This window comes from Streptomyces sp. NPDC044704, assembly GCF_056433525.1.
The window spans coordinates 650,955-669,646 of the sequence record NZ_JBWKGY010000003.1 but is presented as its reverse complement, the minus strand read 5'-3'; the positions used below and the strand labels follow the sequence as shown (position 1 = coordinate 669,646).

At 72.8% G+C, this 18,692-nt stretch carries 19 protein-coding genes and 1 pseudogene; 7 read left to right on the top strand and 13 right to left on the bottom strand.

The features are described from left to right. Positions 1 to 4 precede the first annotated feature (4 nt). From AC07B0_RS10645 to fahA, 6 genes and pseudogenes are all read right to left on the bottom strand, one after another. Positions 5 to 877 (bottom strand): ABC transporter ATP-binding protein, encoded by an 873-nt coding sequence (locus tag AC07B0_RS10645; protein ID WP_478897609.1) that lies wholly within the window; start codon positions 875 to 877, stop codon positions 5 to 7. Positions 878 to 1,059: 182 nt separating this feature from the next. Continuing rightward, positions 1,060 to 1,929: pseudogene (locus AC07B0_RS10640) on the bottom strand (ABC transporter permease); the annotation flags it as partial. Beyond that, positions 1,926 to 3,278, bottom strand: a complete 1,353-nt coding sequence (locus AC07B0_RS10635) for an ABC transporter substrate-binding protein (RefSeq protein WP_478897585.1) — start codon at positions 3,276 to 3,278, stop codon at positions 1,926 to 1,928. The pseudogene AC07B0_RS10640 and the gene AC07B0_RS10635, both read right to left, overlap by 4 nt. Positions 3,279 to 3,292: 14 nt before the next feature. Beyond that, positions 3,293 to 3,520, bottom strand: coding sequence for a 4Fe-4S dicluster domain-containing protein (locus AC07B0_RS10630; RefSeq protein WP_030710222.1), 228 nt, complete (start codon positions 3,518 to 3,520; stop codon positions 3,293 to 3,295). Positions 3,521 to 3,562: 42 nt separating this feature from the next. Next, the gene (locus AC07B0_RS10625; RefSeq protein ID WP_467294912.1) at positions 3,563 to 4,333 is read right to left on the bottom strand and encodes a GntR family transcriptional regulator; all 771 of its coding nucleotides are present in this window, start codon (positions 4,331 to 4,333) and stop codon (positions 3,563 to 3,565) included. 266 nt (positions 4,334 to 4,599) lie between these two features. Further along, the gene (fahA, locus tag AC07B0_RS10620) at positions 4,600 to 5,823 is read right to left on the bottom strand and encodes a fumarylacetoacetase (protein ID WP_356872779.1); all 1,224 of its coding nucleotides are present in this window, start codon (positions 5,821 to 5,823) and stop codon (positions 4,600 to 4,602) included. A 141-nt stretch (positions 5,824 to 5,964) separates the two neighbouring features. Here fahA and AC07B0_RS10615 point away from each other — a divergent pair, with 141 nt between their 5' ends. Beyond that, positions 5,965 to 6,771, top strand: coding sequence for an HAD family hydrolase (locus AC07B0_RS10615; protein WP_356872781.1), 807 nt, complete (start codon positions 5,965 to 5,967; stop codon positions 6,769 to 6,771). Positions 6,772 to 6,821: 50 nt separating this feature from the next. On the opposite strand, the gene AC07B0_RS10610 is transcribed toward AC07B0_RS10615, so the two are convergent. Genes AC07B0_RS10610 through AC07B0_RS10600 form a run of 3 tightly spaced genes read right to left on the bottom strand, consistent with a single transcriptional unit; the run spans position 6,822 to position 7,746 of the window. Beyond that, complete coding sequence (locus AC07B0_RS10610) at positions 6,822 to 7,205, bottom strand: hypothetical protein (protein WP_478897583.1); 384 nt, start codon at positions 7,203 to 7,205, stop codon at positions 6,822 to 6,824. Further along, complete coding sequence (locus AC07B0_RS10605) at positions 7,202 to 7,510, bottom strand: hypothetical protein (RefSeq protein ID WP_356872785.1); 309 nt, start codon at positions 7,508 to 7,510, stop codon at positions 7,202 to 7,204. The genes AC07B0_RS10610 and AC07B0_RS10605 overlap by 4 nt, the downstream gene beginning before the upstream one ends. Continuing rightward, on the bottom strand, positions 7,507 to 7,746 hold the full coding sequence (locus AC07B0_RS10600) for a hypothetical protein (protein WP_478897581.1): 240 nt from the start codon (positions 7,744 to 7,746) through the stop codon (positions 7,507 to 7,509). The genes AC07B0_RS10605 and AC07B0_RS10600 overlap by 4 nt, the downstream gene beginning before the upstream one ends. Positions 7,747 to 7,852: 106 nt before the next feature. Between AC07B0_RS10600 and AC07B0_RS10595 the strand changes: the two genes are divergently transcribed. Next, positions 7,853 to 8,689 (top strand): helix-turn-helix domain-containing protein, encoded by an 837-nt coding sequence (locus AC07B0_RS10595; protein WP_478897579.1) that lies wholly within the window; start codon positions 7,853 to 7,855, stop codon positions 8,687 to 8,689. Continuing rightward, on the top strand, positions 8,686 to 8,880 hold the full coding sequence (locus AC07B0_RS10590) for a DUF397 domain-containing protein (RefSeq protein ID WP_478897577.1): 195 nt from the start codon (positions 8,686 to 8,688) through the stop codon (positions 8,878 to 8,880). The genes AC07B0_RS10595 and AC07B0_RS10590 overlap by 4 nt, the downstream gene beginning before the upstream one ends. Before the next feature lie 226 nt (positions 8,881 to 9,106). Here AC07B0_RS10590 and AC07B0_RS10585 read toward each other — a convergent pair whose 3' ends face one another. Beyond that, complete coding sequence (locus AC07B0_RS10585) at positions 9,107 to 11,110, bottom strand: CocE/NonD family hydrolase (RefSeq protein ID WP_478897575.1); 2,004 nt, start codon at positions 11,108 to 11,110, stop codon at positions 9,107 to 9,109. 20 nt (positions 11,111 to 11,130) lie between these two features. Then, the gene (locus tag AC07B0_RS10580; RefSeq protein ID WP_467294898.1) at positions 11,131 to 12,636 is read right to left on the bottom strand and encodes a peptide MFS transporter; all 1,506 of its coding nucleotides are present in this window, start codon (positions 12,634 to 12,636) and stop codon (positions 11,131 to 11,133) included. Positions 12,637 to 12,838: 202 nt separating this feature from the next. Here AC07B0_RS10580 and AC07B0_RS10575 point away from each other — a divergent pair, with 202 nt between their 5' ends. The 4 genes from AC07B0_RS10575 to AC07B0_RS10560 all read left to right on the top strand — a co-directional run bounded on the left by AC07B0_RS10575 (position 12,839) and on the right by AC07B0_RS10560 (position 16,028). Continuing rightward, on the top strand, positions 12,839 to 13,849 hold the full coding sequence (locus tag AC07B0_RS10575) for a polyprenyl synthetase family protein (protein ID WP_356871114.1): 1,011 nt from the start codon (positions 12,839 to 12,841) through the stop codon (positions 13,847 to 13,849). 262 nt (positions 13,850 to 14,111) lie between these two features. Beyond that, on the top strand, positions 14,112 to 15,314 hold the full coding sequence (locus AC07B0_RS10570) for a LolA family protein (RefSeq protein WP_478897573.1): 1,203 nt from the start codon (positions 14,112 to 14,114) through the stop codon (positions 15,312 to 15,314). A gap of 97 nt (positions 15,315 to 15,411) precedes the next feature. Beyond that, on the top strand, positions 15,412 to 15,615 hold the full coding sequence (locus AC07B0_RS10565) for a hypothetical protein (protein WP_234333790.1): 204 nt from the start codon (positions 15,412 to 15,414) through the stop codon (positions 15,613 to 15,615). Then, entirely contained in the window at positions 15,612 to 16,028 is a 417-nt protein-coding gene (locus tag AC07B0_RS10560) for a hypothetical protein (protein ID WP_356871110.1), read from the top strand. Before AC07B0_RS10565 ends, AC07B0_RS10560 begins: the two co-directional genes overlap by 4 nt. Positions 16,029 to 16,113: 85 nt before the next feature. Here the strand turns inward: AC07B0_RS10560 and AC07B0_RS10555 are convergent, their stop codons facing one another. Further along, positions 16,114 to 17,430: a M28 family metallopeptidase gene (locus AC07B0_RS10555; protein ID WP_356871108.1), complete on the bottom strand. Its 1,317-nt coding sequence runs from the start codon at positions 17,428 to 17,430 to the stop codon at positions 16,114 to 16,116. A 220-nt stretch (positions 17,431 to 17,650) separates the two neighbouring features. Next, positions 17,651 to 18,655 carry an EamA family transporter RarD gene (gene rarD / locus AC07B0_RS10550; protein WP_469376343.1) on the bottom strand — a complete coding sequence of 335 codons (1,005 nt, stop codon included), beginning with the start codon at positions 18,653 to 18,655 and terminating at the stop codon, positions 17,651 to 17,653. Between the last annotated feature and the right edge of the window lie 37 nt (positions 18,656 to 18,692).

Genomic DNA, 18,692 nt, shown 5'->3' with positions numbered 1-18,692 from the left:
GGAGTCAGAGGGAGGCGAGGACCTGGCGCCGGAGCGCGGGGTCCGCCGCCGTACGGTCCCGGGGGCGGGGGACGTCGAAGACGTCGAGGATCCGGCCGGAGCCGAGGAGCGCGACGCGGTCGCCGAGGAACAGGGCCTCGTCCACGTCGTGGGTGACGAAGACGACGGTGGCCCCGGTCCCGGAGAGGACCGTGACCAGCAGGTCCTGCATCCCGGCGCGGGTCTGGGCGTCGAGCGCGCCGAAGGGCTCGTCCATCAGGACGGCGCGGGGGCGCGCGGCGAGGGCGCGGGCCAGCTGGACGCGCTGGCGCTGACCTCCCGAGAGCTGGTGCGGGAGCTTGTGCGCGTGCTCCGCGAGCCCGACCCGTTCCAGCCAGTCCGTGGCGGTGCGCCGCCGGGCGGCCCGCCGCCGGGCCGGGAAGGACCGGCCGCGGGGGCGGCCCGCGGGGGCGCCGGGGTCCGGGTGGGCGCCGGGGTCCGCAGGGTCGCCGGGGTCCGCGTCGCCGGGGTCCGCGTCCGGGTTCGTGGATCCTTTGATCGCGAGCGGGAGTTCGACGTTGGCCCGTACGGTCCGCCAGGGCAGCAGGGCGTCGTCCTGGAACACCAGCGCCCGGTCGGCGTCCGGCCCGGTGACGGGCCGCCCGTCCTGCTCGACGGCGCCGCCGAGCGGCGGCAGCAGTCCGGCGAGGGCCCGCAGCAGCGTCGACTTCCCGCACCCGGAGGGGCCTACGACGGCCAGGACCTCTCCCGCCGCGACCGTGAGGTCGACCCCGTCGAGGACGGGGCTCCCGCGGTGCCCGAGCCGTACGCCGCGCAGGGTGAGGGCCGCTCCGCGGGCGGGGCGGGCGACGGTACCGGTCAGGGTGTCGGTGGTCAGGCTCACGGGGCCGCCTCTCGGTCGGGGGTGGTCACGGCGTCGGCGGTGCCGGGGCGAGGGCCGTCCCCCGGGCGGGGCCGGGAGCCCTCCGGCCCGGGCTCCCGGTCCTCGGCCGGGGCGGCCGCCGCCCCGGGAGCCGGGGCGGGCGTGGCGGTGGGCGCGGAGGTGTCCGCGGGGCCGGAGGGCGGGGCGTTCCGGCGGGGCGTGCGGCTCGGGCCAGGGCGGCGGCCCGGGCGGCGGCCTGGGCGGCGGCCTGGGCGGGGTCCGGGGGTGGGGGCCGCCGTCGTGTCGCGGCCCGGCAGCCAGTGCGTCAGGCGGCGGCCCGCGCGTTCCACGGCCGTGGAGGTCAGCCAGCCCAGCGCGCCGATCGTGACCATGCCGACGAAGACCCCGGGGTAGTCCACCACCGTGTAGTCCTGCCAGGTCCGGTAGCCGACCCCGTACTCCCCGGAGATCATCTCGGCGGAGATCACGCAGATCCAGGACACCCCGATGCCCACCGACAGCCCGCCGAACACGCCCGGCAGGGCCCCCGGCAGCACCACCGAGAACAGCACCCGCCGCCGGCCGCCGCCCATCGTCAGGACGGCCTCCTCCCACACCGGGGACAGCGCCGCCACCGCGTGCCGGGTCGAGACCAGCACCGGGAAGAAGGCGGCCGTGCAGGTGATGAACACGATCCCCTGCTCGTTGGACGGGAACAGCAGGATCGCGACCGGGACCAGCGCGATCGCGGGGACCGGCCGCAGCACCTCCACCAGCGGGCCCAGCACGTCGGCCGCGATCCGCGACCGCGCGATGGCCGTACCCGCCGCCACGCCCAGGACGGCCGCCAGCGCGAAGCCCGTCACGATCCGGCTCAGGCTGGAGCCCAGGTCCTCCCAGTACGGGCCGGCCGTCGCCCGCTCGGCGAGCTTCGAAGCCACCTCGACGGCCGTCGGGAACTGCTCGAACCGCAGCCAGAGGTTCACGTCCAGCGCGGTCAGCACCTGCCACAGCAGCAGCGCCGCCCCGAGCGAGGCCACGCGCAGCACCCGGCGGCCGGCGCTCACGCGGCGAGCCCGGTGGCTTCGGAGTAGCTCACGATCCGCGCTCCGGAGTCCCGGTGCGCTTCCGCGTAGGCCTTCGCGCCCGCCGCCGTGACGAACGCGCGCAGCTCGGCGCCCTCCGCCACCCACACGGCCCGGTCGGCGAACCAGAGGGTGCCGGTCACCGCGTCCGGTACGTACGCGGCGCGGACGTCGGCCCCGCGGGCCGCCTTGAGGAGCTCGCGGGGGGAGTCGTAGGTCCGGGTCTCCTGCTGTCCCTTGAGCCACAGTTCGCTGCGGGCGGGGGCCGCCGCGGGCAGGGGGGTCCGGCCCGCGGTGGCGCGGCGCAGCGGCTCCGGGTCCACGAAGGCGTCCACGTCGACGTCGCCGACCAGCCCGGCGTCCTTCAGTACGGGCACGTCCTGCTTCAGCGCCCCGGTCAGTTCGGGGCGCAGCGCCGGGTCGAAGGTGGCGATGCCGTTGGCGCCGTTGTAGAGGTAGACCACCTCGGCGGGCAGTCCGGTCTCCTTCGCCACCGCTTCGGCGGCGGCGACCGGCCGGGCGCGCAGCTGGTCGGTCGCCCTGAGCTGGGAGCGTAGGAAGTCGTCGAGGACGCCGGGCCGCTCGCGGGCGAAGTCCTGGCGGACGGTGACGCCGTGGAAGGTCGGCAGGTTCAGTTCGGCGCCGTCGTACAGGGCCTTCGCCTTGCCCTCGTAGGCCAGCTGTCCGGGCCAGGCCACGAACTGGGAGAGGGCGTCGGCGCTGCCCGCCTGGAGGGCCGAAGCGCCCACGCTGGGCTGCTGGTTGAGTTTCTGGATGCCCTTGTCCGGGTCGATCCCGGCCCGCTGGAGGGCGCGTACGAGGGTCCCGTCGGCGGCGGAGCCGACGCTGGTGGAGACCTTCTTGCCGCGCAGGTCGGCGAGCGACTCCAGGGGTGAACCCGGGGCGGTGACGACGGTGTTGAGGCCGCCCCGCAGGTTGTAGCCGGTCACCGACACGAGGCTCGTGGGCTGCTTCAGCTCCTTGCCGCGGGCCGCGTTGATGAGGAGGGGGAAGTCGCCCATGGAACCGATGTCGATCTTCCCGGCGGTCATCTGGGCGGTGATGGGCGCACCGGTGGCGTAGTCCTGCCAGTCCACCTCGTAGGTGACGCCCTCCCGTGCGCCGCGGGCGGCGAGCTCCTGCTCGAAGTAGCCGAGGGAGCGCAGCAGGGTGCCGGCGGTGACGGTGTTGATGGTCTTGGACTGGTAGCCGACGGTCACGGTGACGGTCTTCGGGGAGTCCGCCCCGGAGGCGTCGCCGCAGGCGGCCGCGAGCGGGGCGAGGAGCAGGACGAGCGCGGGCGCGAGGGCCTTCGCGGGCGGGGTGCGCATGGGGGCGGGGCCTTTCACCGGAGCAGGTAGGGCATGTTGACGGTGACCGCGCCCGTGGGGCAGCGGGCGGCGCACGGGCCGCAGTACCAGCACTCGTCGACGTGCATGTACGCCTTGCCGTTGTCCTCGCGGATGGCGAGCGAGTCGAGGGGACACATGTCGACGCACAGGGTGCAGCCGTCGATGCACAGGGACTCGTCGATGGTCACGGGCACGTCGCCGCGCTGGGGGACCAGAGGCATGGCTGTCTCCAGGAAGGGGGGGCGGAGGGGCTGCGCGGTGGGCTACAGCGAGCGGTGCAGCAGGCCGCTCATGGTGATGCGGTCGCCGCGGAAGCGGATGAACTCCAGGTCCACGGGCCGGCCGTCGGCGAGGTGGGTGAGCCGCTCCAGCATCAGGACGGCGGCCCCGCGCGGGGCCTGGAGCACGGCGGCGGAGTGCGCGTCCGCGTTGACGGCCTCCAGGGTGATCTCGGCGTGCCCGAGGGGCTGTCCGGTCAGCTGTTCCAGCAGCCGGAACACGTCGGTGTGCTCCAGGTCGCAGCCGAGGAGACCGGCGCCGATGTCGAGGGGGACGTACGTGAGGTCGAGGGAGAGCGGCAGGCCGTTCAGGCGGCGCAGCCGCTCGATGTAGAGCACCTCGGAGTGCTCGGGCAGGCCGAGCCGTACGGCGACGGGGGCGGGGGCGCGGACGGGTCCGGCGCCGCGGACCTCGTTGGTCACCTCGCCGTGCTCGTGGAGGGTTTCGGCCAGGCCCTGGAGGCGGTCCAGGCCGTGCGGGTACTTCTCGCCGACGACGAGGGTGCCCACCCCCGGCCGGCGTTCCACGAGCCCCTCGCCGCGCAGCAGGTCGAGGGCCTGGCGGACGGTGTTGCGGCCGGCTCCGTAGTCGGTGGCGAGGGCGTCCTCCAGGGGGAGGACGCCGTCCGGGTATCCGCCGGTCAGGATCTGGCGGCGCAGCAGGTCGGCGAGCTGGCGCGCCTGGTCCGCGCGCAGCCGCCGGCGGCGCGCGGCGGCGACCGGGACGGTGTGCGTGGCGGTGCGTTCGGCTGGCATGGCAGGGAACGTACCGGGGGCGGGGCGGTCGTGGTGTTGCGGCGGTGTTGCGCCACCGGCCGCCCCGCGCGCAGGGCTGTGACCTGCGGTTCCGGGCGGCCGTCGGGAGGAACCGCCACCGGCCGACGAGCGCTTCGACGCGATCGGGGACGCCCTGCGCACCCGCCCGGAGGCGCGTTGCGGGGACGGGGAGCGGTCCACGACCGAGGAGCCGGTCGGGGACCGGCTCCTCGTCCGTGACGCTCCCTGGCGGGAGCCCGCGTTTCCTAGCGGGAGCCCGCGATCCGGCCGGTGACCTCGCCGAGGCCGACGCGGGTGCCGTCGGCGCCGGGCGCCCAGGCGGTCAGGGTGACGGTGTCGCCGTCCTCCAGGAAGGTGCGCTTGCCGTCGGCGAGCTCGATGGCGTCGCGGCCGTTCCAGGTGAGCTCCAGCAGGGAGCCCCGCTGGTCCACCTCGGGGCCGCTGACGGTGCCGGAGCCGAACACGTCGCCGGTGCGCAGGGAGGCGCCGTTGACGGTCATGTGGGCCAGCTGCTGGGCGGCGGTCCAGTACATGCCGGCGAACGGCGGCCGCGCCACCTCCTGCCCGTTGATGGCGACGCTGATGTGCAGGTCGAAGCCGCCGGGGCGGTCGCTGTCGGCGTCGTCGAGGTAGGGCAGGAGCGGGAAGTCCCGGGCGGGCGGGGCGACACGGGCCGCGTCCAGGGCCTCCAGGGGGGTCACCCAGGCGGAGACGGAGGTCGCGAAGGACTTGCCGAGGAACGGGCCGAGCGGCACGTACTCCCAGGCCTGGATGTCGCGCGCGGACCAGTCGTTGAGGAGGAACAGGCCGAAGACGTGGTCCTCGAAGTCGCCCAGCGGCACCGGGCGGCCCAGCTCGGAGGGCGTGCCGACGACGAAGCCGACCTCGGCCTCGATGTCGAGCTTCACGGACGGCCCGAAGACGGGCGCCGGGTCGGCGGGGGCCTTGCGCTGCCCGGAGGGGCGTACGACGTCGGTGCCGGACACGACGATCGTGCCCGAGCGGCCGTGGTAACCGATGGGCAGGTGCTTCCAGTTGGGGGTCAGCGCGTCCCCGTCGGGGCGGAACATCTTCCCGACGTTGGTGGCGTGGTGCTCGCTCGCGTAGAAGTCGACGTAGTCGGCGACCTCGTACGGCAGGTGCAGCGTGACCGCGTCGAGCGGCAGCAGGTGCGGCTCGACGGTGGGGCGGTGGCCGGGGTCGGTGACCCAGGCGGTCAGCGCGCGGCGCACGTCGCGCCAGGCGGTGCGCCCGGCGGCCAGCAGCGGGTTGAGGGAAGTCCGGCCGAGGAGTCCGGCGTACGGGGAACCGAGCGCGGCCGCGGCCGCCCCCGCGTCGAGCACGTGCCCGCCGATCCGCACGCCGATGCGGCGGCGGTCCTCCCCGGCGGTCGAGAAGACGCCGTAGGGGAGGTTGTGCGGCCCGAACGGGTCGCCCTCGGGAACATCGAGGGGGCTCTGCTGGGGCATGGGGTGCTGCCTCGCTTTCGACGCGGGCCGGGGGTGTCCCGGGGGCTTGTTGACACGTTACGTGCCAGGTGGGGTCTGTGGGAGGCCGGATTCGGGCGCTATTTGTAGGACTTGTCCAACGGGGTCCGTATCCTTGGTGCCGTGACTTCCGCCCTCCCCTATGCCTTGATCGCCACCGACCTGGACGGGACTCTGCTGTGCGCCGGGGACACCGTCTCGGCCCGCTCCCACACGGCCCTCGCGACGGCCCGGGCCGCGGGCGCCCAGCACATCGTCGTCACCGGGCGACCGGTTCCACAGGTCCGACACGTCCTGGACGGCCTCGGCTACACGGGGCTCGCGGTGTGCGGGCAGGGCGCGCAGGTGTACGACGCGGCGCGCGGACTTCTGCTGCACTCCGTCTCCATGGACCGGGGGCTGGCCGAGGTGGCCCTCGGCAAGATCGAGGCGGAGATCGGCGAGGTGTACACGGCCGTCAACCAGGAGGGCCTGGACGCGGAGATGCTGATAGGGCCCGGCTACCGGATGTGGCACCCGCACCTGCCGACCGTGCGCGTGCCGCGGCGCGGCGACCTCTGGTCGGAGCCGATCAACAAGGTCCTGCTCCAGCATCCGCGGCTGGACGACGACGAGCTGACCCGGGTGGCACGGTCGGTGGTCGGGGACCTGGTCAACGTCACCATGGCGGGGGAGCACACCGTGGAGCTCCAGCCGCCGGGCATCGACAAGGCGAGCGGGCTCGCGCGGGCCGCGGACGTCCTGGAGGTGGCCGCCGCCTCGACGATCGCCTTCGGCGACATGCCGAACGACATCCCGATGTTCGCCTGGGCCGCCCACGGGGTGGCCATGGCCAACTCCCACCGCGAGCTGGTGGCCGTCGCCGACGAGGTGACGCTGTCGAACGAAGCGGACGGCATCGCGGTGGTCCTGGAACGCCTGTACGCCTGATCGCTCGGTGCTCGCACGATGCGAGCATCAACCGTCGCCCACGCTTGACGCTATGCCGGCATCGACGGGCCGAGGGGTGCGGGGTCCGTGCGTTCCCGGCCGTGGCCGCCGGGGTGGCCGAGGGGGTGGGCGCAGGCGTCGGGGCCGGTGGTCACCGGGCAGTCGGGGAGGGCGAGGATCGCGTCGGGTTCGGCGCCGGGCCCGTCCGTGCCGGACCAGCGGGCCCACAGGGCTTCGCCGGATCCGGGGTCGTGGACGACGTCGAGGTGCGGGCCGGCGTGACGTTCGAGGGGGCAGCGCAGCTCGGGGCCGGCCGCGAGGACCTCCCGGAGGGCCCTTGAGGGGAGGAGGCGGGTCAGTGCGTCCAGGTGGGTCGCGGAGAGGGTGCCGGGTGTGGCGCAGGGGAGGGGTGGCGGGGGCGGCCCGTCGGTCACGCGAGCCACCCCCGGGCGACGATGCCCGCCACGCAGCAGGTCCACGCGACGGCCCCCACGGTCACGGCCACCGCGCTCCGCCGCTCGGCCCGGGCCCGGCCGGCCGCCGGGTCGCCGGGGTGCTCCAGGAGGCCCCGGAGCCGGTCGGCGGCCGCGGCGGCCCCGGCCGCGAAGGCGGCCCGCTCGGCCTCCCGCCGTACGAGGGCGGCGTCCAGGAGGGCGAGGAACGCCGCCCGGTACGCGGGATCCCCCTCGATGCGGCGCAGCTCGCCCGCGGAAGCCTCCGGGTCCGGGCGGGCCGTCACCGCAGCCTCCGCGCGCTCAGGGCGTTGCGCCGGGCGATCTCGGCGCGCAGCCGTTCCATTGGGTCGGCGGGGCGGACGTCACGCGGCTCCGCCTCCCACTCCGGCCCGCCGTGCAGGGGCCGCAGGGACCAGTACGGGCCGGCGGTCCCCCGGAACTCCCCGAGCCGCCCGTCCCGTCCGGCGTCCACCACGACCGTGCCGAGGGGTGGGGGCTGGGGGTGGTTCGCTTCGCACATGGATGTCCCTCTCCGTAGCCGAGTCGCTACCGAACGGGTTCAGGGTGGCCCTGACCGGGGGAGGCTTCAACCTGTCGGATCGGAACGGAAGATTGGTCAGGAGCCCTTGAACCGCAAGGAGTTGAATCCCGAGCGCGGGCCCCAGGCGGCCTTCGGGGCGCGTTTACGCAGCTGGCGGGAGGAGCGGGGCTGGACGCAGGAGGCCCTGGGTGGACGGCTGGGGTACTCCAGTACGCACGTCTCGGCAGTCGAAACTGGACGGAAAGTGCCGACTTTGCGTTTCTCGCGCAGTGCCGATGAGGTCTTCGGCACCGGGCAGAGCGAGAAGTCGTTCGAGCGCGAATGGCGCGAGATCCGGCACGGCGTACTGCTGGAGGGCTTCCCGGAGTTCCTCGGGTACGAGAGCCGGGCGGTCGAGATCCGCCTGTACGAGGTGGGCGTCATACCGGGGCTGCTCCAGACGCCGGAGTACGCGACCGTGCTCGCCGAGAGCGCCGTCAAGCGGGGCGCCATCACCGCCGATCACGCGGCCGAGCGGATCGGCGTCGTCGCGGACCGGCAGGCCGTACTGCTGCGCACCCCTCCGCCGCTGATCCTCGCGGTACTCGACGAGAGCTGCATCCGTCGGCCCCTCGGCGGACCCGCCCTGATGCGGGACCAGTTCACGCGACTGCTCGAATTCGCCGAATTGCCGAACACGGTGCTCCAGGTCGCGCCGTTCGACATGGGGGAGCGGCGGCCGTTCAACCTGCCCGTTACCGTGCTCACCCTGCCGGACCGCTCGATCATGTCCTACGCGGAATCCGCCCAACGCGGCCACCTGGAGCGGGACAACAACTCGGTAGTGCCCATGCTGACGGCCTACCATCAACTCCAAGCCGAAGCGCACACGCAGGCGGCATCTGTGGCCATGATCGATCAGCTAAGAAAGGGCACGTCGTGACGACCGAATCCCCCCGCTGGTTCACGTCCTCCTACAGCGACAACGGCGGCCAGTGCGTCGAGGTCGCCACCAACCTCGTCGCCTCGCGCGGTGTCGTCCCCGTCCGGGACTCCAAGTGCGACGACGGCCCCGTGCTCGGCTTCGCCGCCGCCGCGTTCTCCGCGTTCGTGGACGGCGTCAAGGCCGGCTGACCGTCCCGGCCGGACCCCCGGGCGGGACGCCCGGGGTTCCGGAAGAGACGGCCTAGGGCCTGTCGTCAAACTCCCGTCTGCCCCGCGACGCCTGGCACGCGCTCTCGCCGCACCGGGCGAAAGCCAAGTACGTCCAGTACGCGGGCTTCCGCCCGGCGCACCGAGAGCACGCACCAGACGCCGCAGGGCCGCCCTCCGGGCGACGACGGGAGTTTGACGACAGGCCCTAGCCCGCCGCGCGCGGGAGCCGGCGTTCCCAGGTGCGGTGGAAGACGACCTCGTCGCCCTCCCGGCACACCACTTCGTTCGAGGTCAGGAAGCCGCCCTCGTCGCACGAGATCTCCGACCGGGTCTCGACCCGCGTGTCCCAGCCCAGTTCCGGCCGGTGGAGCCGGATCCGCCAGTCGGAACGGGTGCGGGCCGACAGCGGGTCGGCCTCCTGGATCTCGTACACCTCCAGCGCGTCCTCGCTGAACTCCAGCCCGTCCGGGTACACCCGCGTGCCCCCGTACCGGGGGTCCACCTCCAGCCGCCAGGTCCCGCGCGCCACGTCCCGTACGACCAGCCGTTCCGGGCGCGGTTCCTCCAGGGTGTCCGGGTGGACCACGCCCAGCGGCTCGGCCTGCTCCGGGGCCTCGAAGACGATGTCCTCCGCCCGGGCGGAAGCCGACCGCACCGGGAGCTCCAGGGTGCTGCCCTCCGGGTCGAGGGTCCAGCCGGCCTCCGAGCCGGCCCGGGGCCAGATCCACGGCCAGTACGCGGAGGACACCGCCAGCCGGATCCGGTGGCCCGGCGGGAAGGAATGGCCGATGCCGTTCAGCTCGAAGGTGACCTCCTCGGCCGCGCCCGCGGGCCACGGCACGGCCCGGTCCCTGCCCCGGCGCGCCGACAGGTTCAGCACGCCCCGGGTGACCAGCGTCGAGGACCCGTCGGGGGCCACGTCGCACAGCCGCGCCACGGCCTGCCCGTACGGGACGTCCATGCGCAGCCGCAGCGTCACCTTCGGCCGGCCGAGGATCTCCACGGGCTCGCCCGACCCGACGGGGAACTCGAAGCAGGCCGACTTGGCGTCCTCCTCGCGCTGGTCCGGCGGCAGGTCGGCGTCGTTGCCGAAGGGGAAGAAGCGGCCCGCGTCGAGCCCGGTGTGCTGCGGCGAGGCGACCACCACCGGCGGGCCCTGGAGCCCGTACGAGACGGGTACGACGGACGGCGACGGCCAGGCCCGCTCGCCGGCCCAGCGGCCCGGCAGCCGCTCGTACACGGTCGCCGGCGGGTGGGAGCCGCTGATCCAGGCGCGCAGCAAGGGCTCCTCCATGACCCCGTTGTCCTCGCCCCGCAGCCAGTGGTCCCACCAGCGCAGGGTTTCCTGGAGGAAGCCGATCGCCGGGCCCGGCGGCAGCCCGCGGTCCGGGTACTGGTGGGACCAGGGCCCGATCAGTCCCCGGACCCGCCCCGCCGGGAGGTGTTCGACGAGCCGCAGCACCGTGTCCCGGTACGGGTCGTGCCAGCCGCCGACGGCCAGCACCGCCGCCCTGACGGCCCCGTAGTCCTCGCAGACGCTGCCGTGGCGCCAGTAGTCGTCGCGGGTCTGGTGGGACAGCCAGGTGTGGACGAGGGGCTCCACGGCCTCCAGCCGGTCCAGCCACTGCTCGCGCCAGCCGTCCCCCGCGTAGAGCGGGTCCGGTGGCCGCGAGGCGAAGGCCAGCATGGTCGCCGACCAGGCGTGCATGTCCACGGCCAGGACGGAGCCGCCCATGTAGTGGACGTCGTTGTCGTACCGGTCGTCGGTCGAGCAGACGGTGACCACCGCTTTCAGGGCCGGCGGGGCGAGCGCCGCGATCTGGAGGCTGTTGAAGCCGCCCCAGGAGATCCCGAACATGCCCACCGCGCCCGTGCACCACGGCTGCGCGGCCAGCCATTCCACCACCGCGACCCCGTCGGCCAGTTCCCGCGCGTCGTACTCGTCGCCCGGGTGCCCGCCGCTGCAGCCGTGGCCGCGCACGTCCACCCGGACCGAGGCGTAGCCGTGCCCCGCGTACCAGGGGTGGCGCTGGCGGTCGCGGGGCGCGGTCCAGTCCGTGAGCCGGTACGGCAGGTACTCCAGCAGGGCGGGGACGGGCTCGTCCGTCACCGGGCGCCAGATCCGCGCGTACAGCTCCACGCCGTCCGGCAGCGGGATCCGGACGTCCTCCTGGGTGGTCGCGTACGGGAACGCGGTACGGATGATCATCGGTGGTCGGCCACCCTTTCTCAGTGGACGGGGTGCATCGTGCGGCGCAGCCAGGGCGCCAGCGCGACCACGACGAGGCCCGCCGCGACCGCGACGGCGCCGTTGACGCCGAAGTAGACGGGGTGGGAGACCTGGTCGTAGAGCTTGACGACCTGGGCCTGGATGCCGTTGGCGAGGGCCAGGGAGAGGAACCACAGGGCCATCGTCTGGCTCGCGTACGCCCTGGGGGCGAGCTTGGTGGTGGCCGACATCCCGGAGGTCTCCAGCAGGACGTCGCCGAGCCCCAGCAGCAGGTACGAGCCGACGATCCACCAGGCGGCCATCTTGTACGTCTCGTCGGCGTGGCCCGAGGTGGGGACGACCATCAGCAGAAACGACAGGCCGCCCAGGATCACCCCGATGGCGATCTTGTTGGAGGCGTGCGGCTGGCGGTGGCCCATGCGGGCCCACAGGGCGGCCACCACCGGGGCCAGCAGGACCTCGAAGGCGCCGAGCGCGGACGCGTACCAGCCGGCCGGGAAGTCGAAGCCGAGGATGGTGGTGCGGGCGTTCGTCGAGGCCAGCAGCATCATCGTCGAGTAGGCCTGGAAGAGGATGAAGTTGAAGGCGACCGAGGCCAGGAAGAGCACCACGTACGGGCGCAGCCGTCCGCGTTCCTCGGCCGTGACGCGCGGACTGCGGAACATGACGGCGAAGTAGACGACCGGCGCGATCACCGAGACGAGGGTCAGCAGGTCGACGAAACGGTCCATCGTCAACCAGCCGATAGCGGCCAGGAGGGTGGCGATCGCGGCGAACGCGACACACCCGCCGGTGATCTTCCACACGGCGGCGCGCATCGCGTCGGGTGCGAGGGCGTACTCGGCCGAGTGCTTCCGTCCGGCCAGATGGCGGCGTCCGAGGACGTACTGGACGAGCCCGGCGGTCATGCCGATGGCGGCGGCGGAGAAGCCCCAGTGCCAGCCCTGGCGTTCGCCGAGCCAGGCGGTGACCAGCGGTCCGGCGAAGGCGCCGATGTTGATGGCCATGTAATAGAGGGCGAATCCGGCGTCGCGCCGCTCGTCGGCCGTGCGGTACAGCTTGCCCACCATGCTGGCCACGTTGGGCTTGAGCAGGCCGGTGCCCGCGCTGATCAGGCCCAGTCCCACCCAGGTCATCACGGCGGTGGGCACGGCCATGGCGTAGTGGCCGCAGGCGATCAGGATGCCGCCGAAGAGGACGGCGCGGTAGGAACCGAGGATCCGGTCGGCGAGCCATCCGCCGGCCACGGAGACGAGGTAGACCATGGTTCCGTACGCCGCCGAGACGGAGGCGGCGGTGCCGGGGTCCATCCCCATGCCGCCGTTCGCCACCGAATCCGCGAAGTAGAGGACGAGGATGGCCTGCATGCCGAGGAAGGAGAACCGCTCCCAGACTTCCAGCCCGGACAGGGTGGCCAGGCCCCTCGGGTGCCCGAGGAAGGCGTGGTCGTCGCCGGGTGGCGGCTGGTCCGCCTCCGGATCGTCCGGCTCGTCTCGGTCGGTCACAGTTCTGGACAAAACGTATTCTCCGGTTGTTTCGGTTTCCTCAGAACATACCGGTGTGGATCGGGCGCTGCGCGCGTGGCGGCCGGACAGGCGCTCTGGGTGATCGAAAACGGACCGGATACGCTGGCTTGAGTGATGGCAGCGACACATCGACAATCCATGTGATCGTCAAGGTGATCGTCAGCAGACAGGAGTACCCCTCGTGACCGTCGTCGGGCCGTTCGGACTGAGCGTGCGGGACCAGGCTCTTGAGACCGATGTCCAGGCCGGACTGGCCGCCGTCGAGGCGGGTCTGCTGGAGGCCACCAAGAGCGAAGTCCCCTTCATCACCGAGGCCGCACAGCACCTGGTGAGAGCCGGAGGCAAGCGCTTCCGCCCGCTGCTGGTGATGCTCGCCTCCCGCTTCGGGGACCCGTACGCTCCCGGCATCGTGCCGTCCGCGGTGGTCGTGGAGCTCACGCACCTGGCCACGCTCTACCACGACGACGTCATGGACGAGGCGGACGTACGCCGCGGGGTGGAGAGCGCCAACACCCGCTGGGGCAACTCCGTCGCCGTCCTGACGGGTGACTTCCTCTTCGCCCGCGCCTCGCACATCCTGGCCGACCTCGGGCCGGAGGCCGTCCGCATCCAGGCCGAGGCCTTCGAGCGGCTGGTCACCGGTCAGATCCTGGAGACGGCCGGTCCGCGCGACGGCCGCGACCCGGTCGCGCACTACCTCGACGTCATCGCCGGCAAGACCGGCTCGCTGATCGCGGTCTCCGGCCGGTTCGGCGCGCTGATGGCCGGCGCCGACGAGTCGGTAGTCGACATCCTGACCCAGTACGGCGAGCGGCTCGGCACCGCCTTCCAGCTCGCCGACGACGTCCTCGACATCGCCTCCGACTCGCACGAGTCCGGCAAGACCCCGGGCACCGACCTGCGCGAGGGCATCCCGACGCTGCCCGTACTGCGGCTGCGGGAGACGGCGGAGCGCGACGGCCGCCCCGAGGACCTGGAGCTCGTACGGCTCCTCGACGGCGACCTCACGGACGACGCCCGGCACGCCGAGGTCCTCGCCCGCCTGCGGGTGCACCCCGCGCTGGAGCAGGCCCGCCGCGACACCATCCGGTACGCGGAGGACGCGCGCGCCACGCTGGCCCCGCTGCCGGAGTGCTTCGCGAAGTCCGCGCTGGAGGAACTGTGCGACGCGGTGGTCCACCGCGCCGGCTGACCTCCCCGGGCCGCAAGGCGCCGCGCCCCGCGGGCGCCCGCGCCCCACGCCACCGGAACGGGCCCTTCCTCCCGCACGACCCCTACGGGTCGGGGGAGAGGGGCCCTTTCCGTGTCATCCCACGGTCGTACGCGGAGTTGGCTCCGGGGGCTGACGCGGTCCGCGCCCCGATTTGGTCAGATGGAGTCATCAACCCCACCGGATCGGGTGAGTGCGGCGACACGGGGGTCGCCGCCGTAGACACAGAGGGCAGGGCACTGACATGGCAGCGAACACGAAGACCTCTCGGAAGGCCGCGCGGTACGCCGTACCGGTCGCGGTGGTGGGCATCGCGGCGGCGACCGTCGCGATGGTCCCCGCCTTCGCCAACGCCGGCGGACCCGACCTCCCGAAGGTCACGGCACAGCAGCTCATCGAGAAGGTGGCCGCGTCCGACGTCGAACAGCTCTCCGGCACCGCGCGGCTGACCACCGACCTCGGCCTGCCGAAGATCGCCTCCGGCCTGCTGGGCGGCGGCGGGGTGACCGGCGGCTCCGCGAACCCGGAGGACAAGGTCGCGCAGCTGGCGAACGGCTCGCACACCTTCCGCGTCGCGGCCGACGGCCCGGACCGCCAGAAGCTCACCTTCCTCGACGGCAAGGACGAGTACAGCCTCGTCCACAACGGCGACGACGTGTGGGGCTACGACTCGAAGTCCAACGAGGTCTTCCACGAGAAGAACCCCGAGGCGGGCCGCTCCGGCAAGGGCGACGGGCACAAGACGGCCGACCGGCTCGGGGGCTCCTCCCCGCAGCAGCTGGCCCAGGAGATCCTGAAGGCCGCCGGCCCGACCACGGACATCAGCGTGGGCGACACCGCGCAGGTGGCCGGCCGGGACGCCTACCAGCTGGTCCTCAAGCCCAAGCAGAGCGGCTCCACGGTCGGCTCGGTGCAGATCGCGGTGGACGCCAAGAACGGCGTGCCGCTGCGCGTGCAGCTGCTGTCCAGCCAGGGCGGCAAGCCCATCGTCGACGCGGGCTTCACCCAGGTCGACTTCGCCAAGCCGGCCGCCGACACCTTCAAGTTCACCGTGCCGAAGGGCGCCAAGGTGACCGAGGGCCTGGAGGACAAGGGCAAGGAGCACGGCAAGGAGCTGAAGGCACTGGAGTCCTTCCCGGGTCTCGACGCGCTGACCGGCGGCCCCGGCAACGGCGAGGTGAAGGTCCTCGGCGAGGGCTGGGCCACGGTCGCCCGCATCGACACCGGCGCCGGCAAGGGCCTCAAGGAGCTGGAGAAGGACAAGAACGCCCCCAAGGAGGCGCAGCAGTTCCTGAACTCCCTCGGGGACAAGGTCTCCGGGAAGTTCGGCGAGGGCCGCGTCCTGTCGACCCGCCTGGTCAACGCCCTGATCACGGACGACGGCAAGGTCTACGTCGGCGCCGTCACCAAGGACGCGCTGGTCAAGGCGGCCGACTCCGCCAAGTAGGCACATCAACGCGAAGGGTGGCCCGGGACCTGTGTCCCGGGCCACCCTTCTGCCGTTCCCCTCCTGCGTACAGCACGGCCGCTGTACCGTGATGGCCATGTCGAGACACGTCACCATTCGCCTGGACGAAGAGTTCCACGAGCGCCTCAAGGCGCGCGCGGCGGCGCTGGGCACGACGGTCACCGCGCTGATCACCGAGGTCACGGAGCGCGAACTCGACGAGGACCGGAAGACCTTCCTCTCCGGCATCGAGGAGTTCGCGGACCACTGGGGCTACTTCCAGGAGCGGTTCGGCAATTGAAGATCACCATGGAGTGGGCCTGGACCGCCCTCGCCCACCATCTGCCGTCGGATCCCGCCGTGTGGGATCCCTCCGGTGTGGCCGCCGCCGTCGCCCGGCACCAGAACGACCTGGTGCTGGTGCCCGAGCAGCCCGCCCCCGACACCGCGTGGCGGGCGGCCGCGTTCCTGCACACGCTGGCCGTCTGCCCGGCGCTCGAATCCCCGATGAACGAGTTCTACGCGGCCGCGGCCACCCGCTCGTACCTGCGGGTGGCCGGGGCCAAGCAGCTGCCCTCCCCGGAGGAACTCGGCGACCTCGTGGAGGCCGCGAAGCTGGGCCGGGCGGACATCGGGGCGGTCGCTCAGGAGCTGCGGGCCCGGATGCAGGAGCCGCTGCCCGCCTCGCTGCGGTCGCGCACGGAGGACGCGTAGGGCCGGCGTCCCGACGTCCGGGGCCGGCGCCGCGAGGTACGGGACCGTCGCCGCCCCGTACTGCGGAGCGGCGACGGATCCTTCACTAGAAGGTGATCTTCCAGCTGTTGATGTAGCCGACGTCCTGCGCCGCCACGTCCTTGACCTGGAGCTTCCAGACGCCGTTGGCCACCTCGCTCGACGCGTTCACCGTGTACGAGGCGATGACGTTGTCGGCGGAGTCCGAGCTCGAGTTCTTCAGCCGGTACGCCGTCCCGTCGGGGGCGATCAGGTCGATCTGGAGGTCACCGCGGTAGGTGTGGACGATGTTCACGTCGACCTTGGTGGTGGCGGGCGCGTTGCCCGCGACGCCGGACACCGTGATCGGCGAGTTCACCCCGGCGGCGGGGGAGTCCGGGATGTTCACGTCCGCGGTGTTCTCGAAGGACGGGCCCGGCGGGACCGGCGTGGCCGCCCCGAGGGTCCACACCGCGTAGGCGATGGCGTCCGCGTTGCGGTCCAGCGCCGTGTCGTTGATGTTCGCGGTGTTGTCGCAGGAGGAGTGGTAGCAGCGGTCGAAGGACTGACCGGCGGTTCCGCCCCACTTCTGCGCCTGCGCCGACGTCTTGCTGTTGCTGGCGCCGGTGAACAGGCCGCCGACGGGAATACCCACGTTCTTGAAGGACGCGTGGTCCGAGCGCCCGTCGCCCTCGGTCTCGATCTCCGTGGGCACGCCGAGGCCCGCGTAGTAGTTCTTGAAGGTCTGCTCGATCGTCGGGTCGTCGTCGTAGACGAAGTAGCCCGGGTTCGGCGAGCCGATCATGTCGAAGTTCAGGTACCCGGAGAACTTGGCCCGCTCGGCGGCCGGCAGGTTGTTGACGTAGTACTTCGAGCCGACCAGACCCAGCTCCTCCGCGCCCCACCAGCCGAAGCGCAGGTGCTTCGTGGGCTGGAGACCGGCGCGCGAGACGGCGAGGGCGGTCTCCAGGACCGCCGCGCTGCCCGAGCCGTTGTCGTTGATGCCCGCGCCCGAGGTCACGGAGTCCAGGTGCGCTCCGGACATCAGCACCGAGTTGGGGTCGCCGCCCGGCCAGTCGGCGATCAGGTTGTAGCCGGTGGCGCCGCTGGAGGTGAAGGTCTGGAGCGTGGTGGTGAACCCGGCCGCGTCCAGCTTGGCCTTCACGTAGTCGATCGAGGCCTTGTACCCGGCCCGGCCGTGCGCGCGGTTGCCGCCGTTGTTGGCGGCGATCGTCGACAGCTGCGTCAGGTGCGCCTTGACGTTGGCCAGCGGGATGTCGGGCGGCGTGGGAGCCGCGGTGACAGCCGTGGGCGCGGCGAGCGCGGCGGGGGCGGTGGCGCCGAGCAGACCGGTGACCGCGATCGCGGTCACGGCAGCGAGGCGCCGGGAGACGGACAGGCTCATGTGGGGGCTCCGGGATTCCGTATGGGGATGAGACGGAACGTGCGGGGATAGAGCAGGTGAGCTGTAGTGCGTCAGTGCGTCGTGCGTCAGTGCGAGCCTGATGTTCAGCGAGAGCATGACAATCCGTCAAGACCACAATCCGGTCAGGGCGGTTCGGAAAACGGACGATCCCCGGTACGGATGGTCCGTACCGGGGATCGGGTGCGTGGAGGGGGCGGTGTTACGCCGGTTCGCGGGCTGCCGCGGACGGGCCCGCGGGGCCTTCGGCGAGGGCCGCGCCGGGGATGTCCTGGGGGGTCGTCCCCAGCGCCGTCGCCGCGGCCGCCGCGAGCCGGGCCCGCGAGCGCCGCGAGGTCCGCAGGGCGTCCCAGGTCAGGATCGCGAGGGCGGCCCAGACCAGGGAGAAGCCGGCCCAGCGCTCGGGGGGCATCGCCTCGTGGAAGTACAGGACCCCCAGCCCGAACTGGAACACCGGGGCCATGTACTGGAGCAGCCCCAGCGTGGACAGCGGGACCCGCACCGCGGCCATCCCGAAGAAGATCAGCGGGATCGCGGTGACCAGGCCGGTCGCGGCCAGCAGCAGGGAATGCCCGAGCCCTTCCGTGGCGAAGGTCGAGCGTCCCTCGAAGCCCAGCCACAGCAGGTAGGCGAGGGCCGGCGGGAACAGCAGCGCCGTCTCCGCGGTCAGCGACTCCAGGCCGCCCATGTCGAGCTTCTTCTTGATCAGCCCGTACGCGGCGAAGGAGAAGGCCAGGACGAGGGAGATCCACGGCGGACGCCCGTACCCGACCGCGAGCACCAGCACCGCGGCGAAGCCGATGCCGACGGCCGCCCACTGCGCCCGCCGCAGCCGCTCCCCGAGCACCAGGACGCCGATCGCGATGGTGACCAGGGGGTTGATGAAGTAGCCGAGGCTGGCCTCGACCACCTGGCCGTTGTTGACCGCCCAGATGTACAGGCCCCAGTTCACGCTGATCACGGAGGCGGCCAGTGCCGTCAGCCCCAGCTTGCGCGGCCGGCGCAGCAGTTCGCGTATCCAGCTCCAGCGGCGCAGCGCGAGGAGGGCGACGCCGACGACGGCCAGCGACCAGACCATGCGGTGGGCGAGGATCTCGACGGCCCCCGAGGGCTTGAGCAGTGGCCAGAAAAGGGGCACGAGCCCCCACAGCCCATATGCGCCGAATCCGTAGAGCAAACCCGTGCGCTGCTCGTTCTCCGCCTTCACGGGCCCTCCAGTGCTACTTCCGGCCAATCTCACAACC